Origin of the sequence: Rhodococcus sp. IEGM 1379 (assembly GCF_030056815.1) — a bacterium.
GTDB lineage: Bacteria > Actinomycetota > Actinomycetes > Mycobacteriales > Mycobacteriaceae > Rhodococcus_F.
Genome location: NZ_JASHKR010000049.1, coordinates 1 through 13,636 on the forward strand (window position 1 = coordinate 1; position 13,636 = coordinate 13,636).

The 13,636-nt window shown below is 61.2% G+C and carries 16 protein-coding genes; 8 read left to right on the forward strand and 8 right to left on the reverse strand.

Features of this window, described 5'->3' with window-relative positions:
• The 4 genes from QM600_RS21025 to QM600_RS21040 all read right to left on the reverse strand — a co-directional run.
• The coding region (locus QM600_RS21025) for a DEAD/DEAH box helicase (protein ID WP_283263491.1) at positions 1-455 on the reverse strand (455 nt) is incomplete at its 3' end.
• 232 nt (positions 456-687) lie between these two features.
• Positions 688-1,101 (reverse strand): molybdenum cofactor biosynthesis protein MoaE, encoded by a 414-nt coding sequence (locus QM600_RS21030; RefSeq protein WP_283263492.1) that lies wholly within the window; start codon positions 1,099-1,101, stop codon positions 688-690.
• Positions 1,094-2,092 carry a bifunctional molybdenum cofactor biosynthesis protein MoaC/MoaB gene (gene moaCB, locus QM600_RS21035; protein WP_283263493.1) on the reverse strand — a complete coding sequence of 333 codons (999 nt, stop codon included), beginning with the start codon at positions 2,090-2,092 and terminating at the stop codon, positions 1,094-1,096. The genes QM600_RS21030 and moaCB overlap by 8 nt, the downstream gene beginning before the upstream one ends.
• 12 nt (positions 2,093-2,104) lie before the next feature.
• Complete coding sequence (locus QM600_RS21040) at positions 2,105-3,304, reverse strand: molybdopterin molybdotransferase MoeA (RefSeq protein ID WP_283263516.1); 1,200 nt, start codon at positions 3,302-3,304, stop codon at positions 2,105-2,107.
• Between the two features lie 103 nt (positions 3,305-3,407).
• On the opposite strand from QM600_RS21040, the gene moaA reads away from it, so the two are divergent.
• The 3 genes from moaA to QM600_RS21055 all read left to right on the forward strand — a co-directional run bounded on the left by moaA (position 3,408) and on the right by QM600_RS21055 (position 5,889).
• Complete coding sequence (moaA, locus tag QM600_RS21045) at positions 3,408-4,466, forward strand: GTP 3',8-cyclase MoaA (protein ID WP_283263494.1); 1,059 nt, start codon at positions 3,408-3,410, stop codon at positions 4,464-4,466.
• Positions 4,459-4,716, forward strand: a complete 258-nt coding sequence (locus QM600_RS21050) for a MoaD/ThiS family protein (RefSeq protein WP_283263495.1) — start codon at positions 4,459-4,461, stop codon at positions 4,714-4,716. Before moaA ends, QM600_RS21050 begins: the two co-directional genes overlap by 8 nt.
• 351 nt (positions 4,717-5,067) lie before the next feature.
• Complete coding sequence (locus QM600_RS21055; RefSeq protein ID WP_283263496.1) at positions 5,068-5,889, forward strand: hypothetical protein; 822 nt, start codon at positions 5,068-5,070, stop codon at positions 5,887-5,889.
• A gap of 12 nt (positions 5,890-5,901) precedes the next feature.
• Here QM600_RS21055 and nadE read toward each other — a convergent pair whose 3' ends face one another.
• Positions 5,902-6,726 carry an NAD(+) synthase gene (nadE, locus tag QM600_RS21060; protein ID WP_283263497.1) on the reverse strand — a complete coding sequence of 275 codons (825 nt, stop codon included), beginning with the start codon at positions 6,724-6,726 and terminating at the stop codon, positions 5,902-5,904.
• A gap of 34 nt (positions 6,727-6,760) precedes the next feature.
• Here nadE and QM600_RS21065 point away from each other — a divergent pair, with 34 nt between their 5' ends.
• Positions 6,761-7,315 carry a nucleosidase gene (locus tag QM600_RS21065; RefSeq protein ID WP_283263498.1) on the forward strand — a complete coding sequence of 185 codons (555 nt, stop codon included), beginning with the start codon at positions 6,761-6,763 and terminating at the stop codon, positions 7,313-7,315.
• A gap of 18 nt (positions 7,316-7,333) precedes the next feature.
• Here QM600_RS21065 and QM600_RS21070 read toward each other — a convergent pair whose 3' ends face one another.
• The gene (locus QM600_RS21070; RefSeq protein WP_283263499.1) at positions 7,334-8,155 is read right to left on the reverse strand and encodes an META domain-containing protein; all 822 of its coding nucleotides are present in this window, start codon (positions 8,153-8,155) and stop codon (positions 7,334-7,336) included.
• Between the two features lie 36 nt (positions 8,156-8,191).
• Positions 8,192-8,791 (reverse strand): TetR/AcrR family transcriptional regulator, encoded by a 600-nt coding sequence (locus QM600_RS21075; RefSeq protein WP_283263500.1) that lies wholly within the window; start codon positions 8,789-8,791, stop codon positions 8,192-8,194.
• Between the two features lie 108 nt (positions 8,792-8,899).
• Here QM600_RS21075 and QM600_RS21080 point away from each other — a divergent pair, with 108 nt between their 5' ends.
• Positions 8,900-9,466, forward strand: coding sequence for an NAD(P)H-dependent oxidoreductase (locus QM600_RS21080; protein WP_283263501.1), 567 nt, complete (start codon positions 8,900-8,902; stop codon positions 9,464-9,466).
• A gap of 61 nt (positions 9,467-9,527) precedes the next feature.
• On the opposite strand, the gene QM600_RS21085 is transcribed toward QM600_RS21080, so the two are convergent.
• A complete protein-coding gene (locus QM600_RS21085; RefSeq protein ID WP_502943044.1) occupies positions 9,528-10,367 on the reverse strand; it encodes a siderophore-interacting protein in 840 nt (279 codons plus the stop codon).
• A gap of 303 nt (positions 10,368-10,670) precedes the next feature.
• Here QM600_RS21085 and QM600_RS21090 point away from each other — a divergent pair, with 303 nt between their 5' ends.
• The 3 genes from QM600_RS21090 to nrdE all read left to right on the forward strand — a co-directional run bounded on the left by QM600_RS21090 (position 10,671) and on the right by nrdE (position 13,617).
• Entirely contained in the window at positions 10,671-10,901 is a 231-nt protein-coding gene (locus QM600_RS21090; protein WP_094274915.1) for a redoxin NrdH, read from the forward strand.
• Between the two features lie 95 nt (positions 10,902-10,996).
• Entirely contained in the window at positions 10,997-11,476 is a 480-nt protein-coding gene (nrdI, locus tag QM600_RS21095) for a class Ib ribonucleoside-diphosphate reductase assembly flavoprotein NrdI (protein ID WP_169632852.1), read from the forward strand.
• Complete coding sequence (gene nrdE, locus QM600_RS21100; RefSeq protein ID WP_502943045.1) at positions 11,434-13,617, forward strand: class 1b ribonucleoside-diphosphate reductase subunit alpha; 2,184 nt, start codon at positions 11,434-11,436, stop codon at positions 13,615-13,617. Before nrdI ends, nrdE begins: the two co-directional genes overlap by 43 nt.
• Positions 13,618-13,636 lie beyond the last annotated feature (19 nt).

Here is a 13,636-nt window from a genome sequence, read left to right on the forward strand (position 1 = left end):
ACGAACTTCTGCTTCATGAGGTCTTCGAGGCGACCGGGGCAAGCGACGACGATGTCGACTCCGGCCTTGAGTGCCTGGACCTGACGGTGCTGCGAGACGCCACCGAAGATGGTGGTGACGCGCAGGTCGTATGCGGAGGCCAGCGGCTCGAGGGCTGCGGTGATCTGGGTTGCGAGCTCGCGGGTCGGCGCGAGGATCAGTCCGAGCGGGCGTCCCGGGCGACGCTTGCCGCCGGCGAGTTCGCCGGCGAGGCGAGAGACCATGGGGATGGAGAAGGCGAGCGTCTTACCGCTGCCGGTCTTTCCGCGGCCCAGGACGTCGCGTCCCGACAGGGTGTCGGGGAGGGTGTCGATCTGGATCGGGAAGGGAGACGTGATTCCGCCGTCTTCGAGGGCCTTGACCAAGGGTGCGCGAACACCGAGGGAAGCGAAGGTGGCAGTCGAGGTGTCAGACAAGTGTGTTCAGAGCCTTTCGGGGCACTTTGCGTGCCCGGATGTCGACACGGCAATATCCCGGTCTGACAATCAAGCACAATGGTGGCGGCGCTGCCGGTCGGCAGGCTTCTTCGCCGTAAGAAGTGCGGGTGCGTTAAGCACTCTTCGCGAACTGAAGTTGCGTTCTTTCGACGCTGGATGCCCACTTTCGGACACCTAGTAACGGCGAGTCTACCTGGAGACGACGGTTTCCCTACAACCCGACCCACTCGGAAATGCCGCTGGAGAAGTGTTGACGCTTCCAGATCGGGACTTCGGCTTTGATCCGTTCGACCAGTTCGGCGCACGCCGCAAATGCTTCGGCCCGATGTGGCGCAGCGACGGCAGCGACCAGTGCAAGGTCGCCGATTTCGAGATGTCCGACGCGATGAATTGCAGCGACAGGCAGGCCGGTGGAGGCTGACACCTCCTCGCAGCAGGTGCGCAGAAATCGTTCGGCGTCGGGATGTGCCTGGTATTCGAGGGCTGAAACTGATTGCCCGCCATCATGATTGCGGACCGTTCCGGTAAAGGCGACGACGGCACCGTTTTTCGGACCGGCTACGGCGGCATCGACGGTCGCGGCCGAGATGGGGTGCTCGGAGATCTGTGCCAGTAATTCACTCATCGTGCATTCCTCCGCCTGCAACCTGCGCGAGCAGGTGATCGATGATGGGTTCGAGAACGGAAAGTCCGTCCTTCACACCGCCCGGCGAGCCAGGCAGATTGACGATGACAGTGCTGTCTGTGGGGCTTCCTGTGAGTCCGGCCACTCCGCGACTGAGAGATGCGTGGGGGGTCTTTTCGACGCCTTTGTTCCGGATTGCTTCGGCAATGCCTGGCAGTTGGCGGGTGAGCACCGCGAGAGTGGCTTCCGGGGTGGCGTCGGTGGGGGAGGCACCGGTTCCGCCGGTACTGATGATCAGGGCGGGGGCACCCGATTTGGCGTCTGTGATGCCTGCGGCGATCTCGGCATCCGCGTAAACCAGCGGCCCGCGCACCTCGAAATCGCGATCTCGGAGCCACTGCGCGATGGCCGGTCCGGTGGTGTCGGGACGAGTGCCGGCGGCGCCGCCGGTGGAGGCGACCAGTACGACTGCGGACCGGGTGCTGGTGAAGGTGAATGGTGCAGCGGTTGGGGCCGGTTCGCTCTCACGCGTCCAATGCCGGTGTTTACCACCGTCTTTGGTGAGAAGGCGGACCCCGTTCATCGTGGCACCCGGGTCGATTGCCTTGACCATGTCGTGCAAGGTGAGTCCGGCAATCGCTACTGCGGTGAGGGCTTCCATCTCGACGCCGGTCTGTCCGCGAGTCTTGGCCGTGGCCTCGACGGTGATGGAGTTGTCCGTGAACCCGAATTCCACCTTGACGGACGAAAGCGCCAGTTGGTGGCACAGGGGAATGAGTTCCGATGTCTTCTTGGCCCCGGAGATTCCGGCGATTCGGGCCGTCGACAGCACGTCGGCCTTGGGCATGCCGTCAGCGCGGACAAGTCGAACCACCTCGGGCGTCGTCACCAGTTCGCCGCCAGCGACGGCAATCCGCGTCGTCTCGGCTTTGGCGCTCACGTCGACCATGCGGGCGCGGCCTTCACCGTCGACATGTGTCAGTTCTGTCATCAAATCCTCTGTTCAGTACCAGGTGGAGAGCGGAATGACGTCGACGAGCGTTCCGGCGTCGAGTTCGGTGACGTCGGCAGGAATGTCGAGAAGTACGTCGGCCCAGGCCATTGCGGCCACAAGATGGGAGCCGGCACCCGAGACGAGCTCGACGCCGTCGTTGGAGCGTCGTGCTCGCAGGAATTGGCGTTTGCCGGGGATGGATCGCAGGGGAGCGGTCAGGGCGTGACGCTGCGATGCGATGGGCGGCAGTCCGGCGGCATGTCGGATGTCGCCGCGCGCAAAGACTTCGAACGAGATCATCGTGCTCACCGGGTTGCCGGGAAAGCTCAGTATCGGAACTTCGTTGACGACGGCGGTGCCCTGAGGCCCGCCGGGTTGCATGGCGACGTGGCCGAACTGCGCGCCTAATGGTCCCAGCGTTTCCTTGACCACCTCGAAGTCGCCCATGGACACACCGCCGGAGGTGAAGACCAGATCTGCGACGGATGTTGCGTACGAGAGTAGTTCGCGGAACATGTCAGGATCGTCGGTGCTGCGCGCAACCGATACGACGTCAGCTCCGTTGGCTCGTGCCAAGGTCGCCAGGGCGGGACCGTTGGAATCGTAGATTTCGCCCGGTTCGAGTTGCGTTCCTGCACTCTTCAATTCGGCACCGGTGGTGATGATGGCGACCCGTGGTGGCGTGTACACGGAGACGGTGGCAGCGCCGACGGCGGCGAGCGCCGCAATGTGTCGAGGTTCGAGGCGAGTGCCAGACCGGACCAGCAGCATTCCCGCGGTGATGTCGCTGCCACGCTCGCGCACGTACTCGCCGGCCGCGCGCCCGCGCTCGATGGTGACCGTGTGCTCCGAGTGGTTGGTGGTGTCCTCGACGGGGATGACGGCGTCGGCACCCTCGGGGATGGGCGCTCCGGTCATGATCCGAAAAGCTGAGCCGGTGAGGTGCTTCGGGGGTTTACCGCTACCTGCTGCAAGAACTCCGCGCACCGTCAGTGTGACGGGGACTGTGCGCACGGATTCCGCGTCGACGGCATATCCGTCCATCTGCGAATTGCGGAACAGCGGTAGATCGACGGGCGAGTTGACGTCTGCGGCGACGATGGATCCAAGCGCTTCGACCACGGGGAGAGCACTGGGCGCAAGGGTCTGCAACGCGGCTAGTAATCCGGATACGTGGACATGATGATCTTCGACGGAACGCGCGCTCACAGCAGAAGCCTCTTTCATGGTCTGATTCTAGGCTGCGCGGTCCGACCGATACATCGTGGAGGAGGCTGCGCCATACTGGAGTGATGCGGAACCTGGTGCGGCAATGACTCCCGTGGCGATGGGGATCCCCACTGTCCGTGGCGATTCTGTATCAATGGCAGGTCGGCCCGATTCAGTTGGGTTGATCGACAAGTTCGGGCGCGTTGCCCGCGACTTCCGCGTCTCGATCACCGAAAAGTGTTCACTGCGTTGCACTTACTGCATGCCGGAAGAGGGCTTACCGGCCATTTCGCCACAAGATTTGTTGTCTGCGGACGAGATTGTTCGGGTAGTAGGTATCGGAGTTGACCTTGTCGGTATTCGGGAAGTTCGATTTACCGGCGGTGAACCGCTGATGCGTAAGGATCTCGAGAAAATCATTTCGGGTTGCGCCCAGCGGGTTCCGGGAATTCCTTTGGCAATGACCACTAATGCTGTCGGTTTGGAACATCGCGCAGCGCAATTAGCGGCAGCCGGGTTGACGCGGGTGAATGTGTCACTGGATTCAGTAGACCGCGCTCATTTTGCAGAATTGACGCGCCGCGACAGACTGCCTTCGGTATTAGCCGGTATTCGTGCCGCAGCGAAGGTCGGGTTGGCGCCACTGAAAGTTAACGCCGTGCTGATGCGCGAGACTCTCGCCGGAGCGCCCGAGCTACTTCAGTGGTGTTTGGATGCGGGCGTGGAGTTGCGATTCATCGAGCAGATGCCGCTGGACGCCGATCACACCTGGGCGCGGGCAAACATGGTCACTGCCGACGAATTGCTTGCGGAATTGGGCACACAATTCGAATTGGCGGAAATCGGCCGCGATGATCCCAGCGCACCCGCCGAAGAGTGGAGCGTCGACGGCGGCCCGGCCACGGTCGGAATTATTGCGTCGGTGACCCGCTCTTTCTGTGCGGATTGTGATCGCACCCGAATGACGGCGGAGGGCACGATTCGATCCTGCCTGTTCAGTGATCGTGAAGTGGATCTGCGGGCAGCGCTGCGGTCCGGTGCCTCGGACCAGGAACTCGCTGATCTGTGGCGAGGCGCAATGTGGAATAAATGGGCAGGTCACGGGATCGCATCCGCGGATTTTGTGCCCCCGGAAAGAAGTATGGGTGCAATCGGTGGTTGATTCGGAAGCTATCTCGGTTCGGTATTTTGCCGCTGCAGTCGACGTAACCGGTTGTAGTGAAGAGAGTGTTGCGCTGACGCAATCGAGCACTCTTGCCGATCTTGTTGCGGTGTTGACCGACAAATACGGCGCCGAGATGGCTCGCATCTTGTCGGTGTCAGCGTTCCTCGTCGGAGATGAGTTGACTCGTGATGTCGAAAGGGTCGCGGGGCCTGTCGTGGACGTCCTGCCGCCCTTCGCCGGCGGTTAGGGCGCCTGTTTTCGAAGTTTCTTCAAAATATTCCAGATGCGACCTCATTGTGTAGATACCGACCGAAATGATGAGAACACTTGTTCTGGTTGAATTTTTAGTTCATGACTCCGTTGTCGTGGAAATTCCCTCATTTTCGCTGGATGCGGTAGGTGATTCGCATTGTGTTTTTGAATTTGGCCGGTTGATTGCACTTAAATTCGATACCAACGGATTAGTACTTTTGGGGGGGGTGAGCATGTCATTCAATTGAATGACATCAGTATCTTCGGTGTGCGGATTGGTCGAATTGCCGTGCTAGGTTCTGCTTCAAATCCGATCCCCGAAAAGTCCTGTGAAAGGGAATTCTTCATGTCTGTCAATTCCAAGCGTCGCGTTGGCTTCGTTTTTGCACTCGTCAGCGCAGCAGCGCTTGTTGCCCCGGCAATGGCCGGCGCAACAATTGGTTCGCTCGCCTCTTCGGATAGCGGTTCACTCGGTTCTCTGGGCACCGGTTCGTTCGGATCTTTGGGCGGCGGCTCGCTCGGTTCTTCCGAAGAGGGCTTCACCTGCTCGGCTCTCTCCACCGACAAGGACCCCGCGGGCTGGGGCATCCCGTTCGACGACGAGAAGAAGCAGCTCGCCTTCTACTCGGACGTCGATGTCCTTGACGCCGACGGTTCGCTGAAACTGAAGATCGTGGAAGCTACGCCCGACAACCGTTCGGTGTCCTACCACTCGGCCGGCTCGATCCCGCTCGCTGATGCAGTGGCGAAGGAGATCGGCTTCGACGAGAAGGCTCCGACCTCGCAGGCAGCCTTCCAGTTGCGTCTGTCTAATGCCACTAACCCGAACGACGGTGGATATACGACCCTCTACTGGGTTGCTGCTGGCAACGACGTTGTTGACACCACTGCCGGTGAAACTCACACCAATATCCAGGACGGTTTGTGGATCAGCACGCGCGACATCGGCGGTGTGCCGAGGAATGTCCCGACAGGCCTGGATGACATCATCGCCGCCAACCCCGCCGCCACGGTCGAGCACTACGGCATGAGCATCGGTCGCGCAGCTCAGGGCGACACCAATGTCGACGCCGTGAAGTTCAACGGTTGCACCACCAACTTCGCGGTAGTGGCGTCCACCGGCTCGCTCGGTAGCTTGGGCAACCTCTTCGGCAGCCTCGGTAGCTGATACCGATTGGCGTCAGCGCCACCAGGTGTCTAGTGGTGTGACTGGCACCGTCCGCTTGTGACGGGTGTTCAGGTACATCTTCTCCAGTTTTTCGGCTACCTCGTCGGCAACATCCTTGCCTTCGAGGTAGTCGTCTATCTGGGTGTAGGTGAGCCCCAGTGCCACCTCGTCGGGAAGGGCCGGGCGGTCGTCCTCGAGGTCGGCGGTCGGTACCTTGCGCCAGGTGCTCTCGGGTGCACCCAATTCCTGCAAGAGTGCGGCGCCCTGACGCTTGCTCAGACCGGTCAGGGGAGTGATGTCGACTCCGCCGTCACCGAATTTGGTGAAGAAGCCGGTGATGGCCTCGGCGGCGTGGTCGGTGCCGATTACCAGGTATCCCAGCTGGCCGGCAATGGAGTACTGGATCATCATGCGCTCGCGGGCTTTGATGTTGCCGCGCACAAAGTCTCGAAGTTCGCCGTTACCCAGTGCCTCGGAGGCTTCGCGGGCGGTGGCGTCGGCGCCCGGCTTGACGTTGACGGTCAAGGAACGGTCGGGCTTGATGAAGCCGAGGGCGATCTGAGCGTCGGATTCGTCGGCTTGCTCGCCGTAGGGGAGTCGGACGGCCACGAACTCGGCGTTGTGGCCTTCTTCGCGTAGTTCGGTCACCGCACGTTGAGCGAGTGCGCCCGTCAACGTACTGTCCTGGCCACCGCTGATTCCGAGGACGAATCCCTGTGCCGGAGTGGAGAGTAGATACTCCTTGAGGAAGTGGACGCGCGCAGCGATTTCCTGGGCGGCGTCGATGGACGGCTTGGCGCCCAGTTCTTCGATGATGCTCTCACGCAATGTGGCCATGGGTAGAACTCTAGCGAGCGGTATCGTCTCGCGCATGAGTGCTCAGCAGGTTCTGGTGGTCAGTGCGACAGCGGCAGAAGCGGCCTATGTTCCGCAGGAATTCGAGTTGGTGATTACCGGCATCGGAAAGGTCAGTGCGGCAACGGCTGTCGCGTCGGCGCTGGCTCGGTTCAGTTCGGGCGCGTTGCCGCTGGTGGTCAATATCGGTACGGCCGGCGCGCTGCATACTCATCACGGTGGACTGTTCGTTCCGGGTGTTGTCATCAATCACGACATCAGCAGCGCGGCAATTCGATCCTTCGGCCATGAAGTTGCTGATCGGCTGGAACTGCTCGGTGGTGATAACTCGGTGCTGGCAACCGGTGACACTTTCATCTCCGATGCCGCGGTCCGTGATGCGCTCGCCGAGCGCGCTGACCTCGTGGACATGGAAGGATTTGCCGTTGCTTACGCGGCCACTGCCGCCGGGGCGCGTTGTCGATTGGTGAAGCATGTGAGCGACAGGGCAGACGATTCTGCAATGGACTGGCCGGCCCAAATCGATGCCAGCGCCCGCGAATTGGGGCGCTGGCTGATCGACAACGTGTGAGTCGGGGTTGCGTCTGGCTCAGCCCTGCGCGGTGAGGATCAATCCGTTGCCGTCCGGCTTACGGAGCGTCAGGGTACCGGCGTCGAGTGTGTAGGCCACCTCGCCGTCGAGCACAGTCAGAACCTGACGTTCGACGGCGGCCACGTCCTCCGTGCATGCCATCATCGTGGCGCCCATCGGTGTGAAGGTGATGGTGGTGTCGGCTACCGTTGCCGATCCCGTCATCCGGTTGCACCCGGAACTGCCACTGACCGTGCCGTCGGCTGCAATCGTGAAGTTGGGCGCTGAGGCTTCGAGCGCGGTGCTGGTGCTGATGGCGTCGGGAGTGATCAGCGACGTCACCGTCCACTTGGTGCCCTGGACGGGACGGTCCGGATCAACAATCTTCTTGTCGGCCAGTGTGACTGTGGCGTCGGCCGTCGTGAGGGTCAATGTGTCACCGGCAAGCGTCCACGCCGGCGTAGCGCCGATGAGTGTGGCCACCCAGGCGTCGGATTCCATGACTCCGGGTTCGCACGCCATCATGGTCGAGGCCAAGGCGTCGGCCGTGATCTTGCCGCCGGTGAATGTCACTGCGCCGGTGGCGTTGTTGCATCCGGCAGTCGCGAGAATCCGGCCGGGAGCGGTGAAGTCGAGGGTGAGGGGACCGCCTCCGGGAATGGGGGTTCCGTCGACCGCGGTGGAAATGAATACCCGACCGGTTGGGTCGGAGCCTGCAACTGCCGCGCTGGAAGTGGCGGTAGAAGTGGTCTCGGAACCACCCGGCGAGTCGGAATTGCTGGAACAGCCGCTCACGGCTGCGATGGCGAGGAGGCCGATGACGGCGGCTGCGATGCGCATTTGCTCAGACTAGGTGGTGAATTACGCTCGATGGCATCAACATCGAGTAACGCGCCGGACAAGATGTTCCCAGCCTTCGGTAAGGCGTGCCGGTGTCATTCCCAGGTCACGAACTTGGTGCAGAACCAGTGACGCTTCGAGTGGTGCGAGGAGCGCGGAGGCAAGTAGTTCCAGATCGCCGTCGACACCAGCTTCTCGAAGCAGGCTGATCACATGCATGATGCCGAGGCTGCGGGCCGGTCCGCCGAAGCGGAATTCCGGTGCATTCTCAGCGGCTCGAAGCACATCGCCTTGCACTTCCATCATGGCGATCCGAGCGCCCCCGAAGGCGACCAGTCGATCTATCGGCGGCGCTCCGGGGCCTAGCGGCGGCGGTCCGAACATGAACTGCTGCTGGAGTTCTCGTTCCGTATGGTCGAGGAGGGCCTGCATCAGTCCGGACCGACTGCCGAAGCGTCGAAATGCTGTGCCCTTGCCCACACCCGCACGGCAGGCGACGGCGTCCATGGTGAGTGCGTCGACGCCTCGTTCGGCAACAAGTGCGGCTGCGGCATCGAGCAGAAGTGCCCGGTTACGTGCAGCGTCGCCGCGCTCGATCGGTTGCGCGCCGATCTGAGGGAGAGGGGTTGGGGTCACTTGATGCAGGTTACAGGGCTCGGGAATGCAAGTGGACCATGGTCCGTTTAGGCTGATATAACTTTCAATCAGATCCACCCACCGCACCAATCTCGAAGGAATCACTTCATGTCTCAGAGCAATGTTCTCGTTCTCGTCGGAAGCCTGCGCGCCGGATCCGTCAACCGCCAGCTCGCTGAAACGGCAGTGGCCGCTGCGCCCGAGGGTGCTGCCCTGACGATTCTCGAAGGCCTTGCCGACGTGCCGTTCTACAACGAAGACCTCGACGTCGAGGGTGCATCCATCCCGGCCGTCGACGCACTGCGTAACGCTGCGGGCGACGCCGACGGCTTCCTCCTCGTCACCCCCGAGTACAACGGCACCATCCCCGCCGTCCTCAAGAACGCCATCGACTGGATCTCGCGTCCCTACGGCGTCGGCGCCGTCTCGGGCAAGCCGGTTGCAGTCATCAGTGCATCCCCCAGCGGCAACGGCGCGAAGTGGGCCCACGATGACACGGTCAAGGCTGTCGGTGTTGCCGGCGGCAAGGTCATCGAGGACACGGCGTTGAGCATTGGCGGCACCTTCGACAAGTTCGGCACCGCGCACCCGCGTGAAAACGCCGAGGTTGTTGCTCAGGTCTCCAAGGTTGTCGCAGACCTGGTGGACGCCACCAAGGTGCGTGTCGACGCCTGATCTTCTCCTTCTTCACTCGGGGGCCGTGCCGGAAGGTGCGGCCCCCGAGTGCTGCGCTGGATCACAAACCCTCGCGTTCCATGGCCGCGTCGACAGCATCTCTCACGGCTTCGAAGTCCTTGCCCGCCAACATCGCTTCGCCCATTGCCGCATCGATCCGATCCGACACTGCCGCGTACAGGCGTTCCCAAGTTTCTTTGTCGCGGCGCCAGTAGCCCATGACGTGCATGTCGGTCGCCGGGATTTTCAGAGACTGCCGAAGGTAGTTGCGAAGGCGGCGCGCGTCAGCTGCCTCGACGGCGCACCAGATGTATCCGGTGCCGTCTGGTCGGGGATTTTCGGTCAGAGTGTCGGCCAAGGCCTCGAGGGTTGAGTCTGTGTCGCTGATCCAGCGGTAGTCGACGACGGCGTCTGTTGTGAGGGTCTGCTGTTCGCTCGCATCCGGAATCTGCGCGATGACGCGGACGGAGAGGCCGGCGGGCGTTGTCTCGAGAATTCGGCCGAGCGCGGGTAGTGCGGCGTGGTCGGCGACGAGGATGAGCCACTCTGCGTTCTCGGGCGGACAGAACCACCCACTGGCCGGTCCGAGTTCGACGGTATCGCCGGGAGTGGCCGACTCGGCCCAGTGCGCTGCCCCGCCGTGGCCGTGAAGGACGAAGTCGATATCGACTTCGCTCGACGACGGTGTCCATCGACGCACTGTGTAACTGCGGGCATGTGGTGGATCGAGGGGGAATCTGACGAGGACTCGTTCGTCAGGCAAACCGCTCGATTCGAAGGCCTTCAGGCCTGATCCGCCGAAGGTTATTCGGCGCATCAGTGGGGTCACCTGCAGCGTTCGAAGGACGGTCGCCTGGTGGTGCTGAGTTTCGCCGATCGGGAGTGATTCCACACCCCTCATGGTAGGGGTGAGACGGCGTTGTGAGGCGCGGTCCGACTCCGGGCGAAAATATGATGGACGACACGCCAACGCGCCGGAAAAGTGCGTGGAAATATCAGTGCTGATCTGGGTCGACCTGGGAATTCCATCTTTGTGACTCACAACATGTCGCGTTATGTGTTTCTGTCGGCCACTAGGTGTAGTGTCTTGAGCACTGAGAGACCACAACGCGGAACGCTTCGAGCGAGACTCCGGCAATCGGTCTGATCGGTGCTGAACATCACTACATCGGCCGTTGTTGGCTAAGCGAAAGAGGGACTCTCAATGAGCATCACCGTCTACACCAAACCCGCTTGCGTTCAGTGCAATGCCACCTACCGTGCGCTCGACAAGGCCGGTATCGAATACGACATCATCGACATCACCGAGGATGCCGAAGCCCGTGACTACGTCATGGCGCTCGGATACCTCCAGGCGCCCGTCGTGGTTGCCGGTGAAGATCACTGGTCGGGCTTCCGCCCTGATCGCATCAAGACTCTGGCCGTCGCTGCTTGAAGTGCATCCGCACCGGCCATCGACGAGACAGTCGAGCCTGCCGGTGCGTCCGAGTAAGTCCTTCCAGGCACCGTAATGGGAAATGGTGACAACCGATGACTTCGCTGGTCTACTTTTCCAGCGTGTCGGAGAACACCCACCGATTCGTTCAACGTCTCGGACTGCCTGCGACACGTATACCTATCCATGACCGTGACGGCTCATTTCGTGTTGACGAGCCCTATGTACTGATCCTGCCCACCTATGGTGGCGGGGTTACAGTGACAGGCCGCGACACCAGTTATGTGCCCAAGCCGGTCATTCGTTTTTTGAACAATCCACACAACAGGTCGTTGATCAGAGCAGTGATCGCGGCGGGAAACACCAATTTCGGTGAATCCTTTTGCTATGCAGGAAACATCATTTCCCAGAAATGCCACGTTCCTTTTCTGTACCGGTTCGAACTCATGGGCACTGCCGAGGACGTCGAACGGGTACGAGAAGGCTTGGGGGAGTTCTGGAATCATCTCGAAGCAGAGAAGGAGAACGGGCAGTGGCGCCAACCATCACTGACACGATCGCGACTGGAAGCGTAGAGCGTGATGTACGCGGCGGTGATTCCACCAACGGTCTCGACTACCACGCACTCAATGCCATGCTCAACCTGTACGGCACGAACGGCGAGATCCAGTTCGAGATGGATGTCGCGGCAGCTCGTCAGTACTTCCTGCAGCACGTCAACCAGAACACCGTGTTCTTCCACAATCTCGACGAGAAGCTCGACTACCTCGTCGAGGAGAACTACTACGACGCCGAGGTTCTCGACCAGTACTCACGTACGTTCGTGAAGTTCCTGATCGACCACGCGTACTCCAAGAAGTTCCGCTTCCCGACGTTCCTGGGCGCGTTCAAGTACTACACGTCCTACACGCTCAAGACATTCGACGGTAAGCGCTACCTCGAGCGTTTCGAAGACCGTGTGTGCATGGTGGCACTGACGTTGGCTGCCGGCAACGAAGATCTGGCTGTCGAGCTCGTTAACGAGATCATCGCCGGACGCTTCCAGCCCGCCACCCCCACGTTCCTCAACTCCGGCAAGAAGCAGCGCGGCGAGCCCGTGTCCTGCTTCCTGCTGCGCATCGAAGACAACATGGAGTCCATCGGACGTTCCATCAACTCGGCCCTGCAGCTGTCCAAGCGCGGTGGCGGAGTTGCGTTGCTGCTCACCAACATTCGTGAGCATGGCGCCCCCATCAAGAAGATCGAGAACCAGAGCTCGGGTGTCATCCCGATCATGAAGCTCCTCGAAGACTCGTTCTCGTACGCCAACCAGCTCGGAGCCCGTCAGGGTGCCGGTGCCGTGTACCTGCACGCACACCACCCCGACATCTACCGCTTCCTCGACACCAAGCGTGAAAACGCCGACGAGAAGATCCGCATCAAGACGCTCTCCCTCGGCGTCGTCATCCCGGACATCACGTTCGAGCTGGCGAAGAAGAACGAAGACATGTACCTGTTCTCGCCGTACGACGTCGAGCGCATCTACGGCGTTCCGTTCTCCGACATCAACGTCTCCGAGAAGTACTACGAGATGGTCGACGACAAGCGAATTCGCAAGTCCAAGATCAAGGCTCGCGAATTCTTCCAGACCGTCGCCGAGCTGCAGTTCGAATCGGGTTACCCGTACATCATGTTCGAGGACACGGTGAACAAGGCCAACCCCATCGCCGGCAAGATCACGCACTCCAACCTGTGCTCCGAGATCCTGCAGGTCTCCACCCCGTCCGAGTTCAACGAGGACCTGACCTACAGCCACGTCGGCAAGGACATCTCCTGCAACCTCGGCTCGCTGAACATCGCGAAGACCATGGACTCACCGGATTTCGCCAAGACCATCGAGGTCGCGATCCGCGGTTTGACCGCCGTATCGGATCAGACGCACATCTACTCCGTGCCGTCGATCGAGCAGGGCAACAACGATTCCCATGCCATCGGCCTCGGCCAGATGAACCTGCACGGGTACCTCGCACGTGAGCGAATCTTCTACGGCAGCGAAGAAGGCATCGACTTCACGAACATCTACTTCTACACCGTGCTGTTCCACGCCCTGCAGGCATCCAACCGGATTTCCATCGAGCGCGGCTCCTACTTCAAGGGCTTCCCCGAATCGCAGTACGCGTCGGGCGAATTCTTCGACAAGTACACCGACCAGGTGTGGGAGCCGGCAACCGACAAGGTCCGCGGACTCTTCGCCGACGCCGAACTTCACATCCCCACGCAGGATGACTGGCGAGAGCTGAAGGCGTCGGTGCAGAAGCACGGCATCTACAACCAGAACCTGCAGGCCGTACCGCCCACCGGCTCGATCTCGTACATCAACTACTCCACCAGCTCCATTCACCCGGTGGCGTCGAAGATCGAGATCCGCAAGGAAGGCAAGATCGGTCGCGTCTACTACCCGGCGCCCTACCTGACCAACGACAACCTGGAGTACTACCAGGATGCCTACGAAATCGGGTACGAGAAGATCATCGACACCTACGCTGCCGCAACGCAGCACGTCGACCAGGGCCTGTCCCTGACCCTGTTCTTCAAGGACACCGCCACCACCCGCGACATCAACAAGGCGCAGATCTACGCATGGCGTAAGGGCATCAAGACGCTCTACTACATCCGCCTGCGTCAGATGGCACTCGAAGGCACCGAGGTCGAGGGCTGCGTTTCCTGCATGTTGTAGGTCGCTCCGCCCCCAACCG

Excerpts from the sequence above, each read along its gene's own strand:
- QM600_RS21065 (WP_283263498.1), top strand. The coding sequence starts at position 6,761 with ATGAGTGCTCAGCAGGTTCTGGTGGTCAGTGCGACAGCGGCAGAAGCG.
- nrdI (WP_169632852.1), top strand. The coding sequence starts at position 10,997 with ATGACTTCGCTGGTCTACTTTTCCAGCGTGTCGGAGAACACCCACCGA.
- nadE (WP_283263497.1), bottom strand. The coding sequence starts at position 6,726 with ATGGCCACATTGCGTGAGAGCATCATCGAAGAACTGGGCGCCAAGCCG.
- QM600_RS21055 (WP_283263496.1), top strand. The coding sequence starts at position 5,068 with ATGTCTGTCAATTCCAAGCGTCGCGTTGGCTTCGTTTTTGCACTCGTC.
- moaA (WP_283263494.1), top strand. The coding sequence starts at position 3,408 with ATGACTCCCGTGGCGATGGGGATCCCCACTGTCCGTGGCGATTCTGTA.
- QM600_RS21090 (WP_094274915.1), top strand. The coding sequence starts at position 10,671 with ATGAGCATCACCGTCTACACCAAACCCGCTTGCGTTCAGTGCAATGCC.
- QM600_RS21085 (WP_502943044.1), bottom strand. The coding sequence starts at position 10,367 with ATGAGGGGTGTGGAATCACTCCCGATCGGCGAAACTCAGCACCACCAG.
- QM600_RS21070 (WP_283263499.1), bottom strand. The coding sequence starts at position 8,155 with ATGCGCATCGCAGCCGCCGTCATCGGCCTCCTCGCCATCGCAGCCGTG.
- moaCB (WP_283263493.1), bottom strand. The coding sequence starts at position 2,092 with ATGACAGAACTGACACATGTCGACGGTGAAGGCCGCGCCCGCATGGTC.
- QM600_RS21080 (WP_283263501.1), top strand. The coding sequence starts at position 8,900 with ATGTCTCAGAGCAATGTTCTCGTTCTCGTCGGAAGCCTGCGCGCCGGA.
- QM600_RS21030 (WP_283263492.1), bottom strand. The coding sequence starts at position 1,101 with ATGAGTGAATTACTGGCACAGATCTCCGAGCACCCCATCTCGGCCGCG.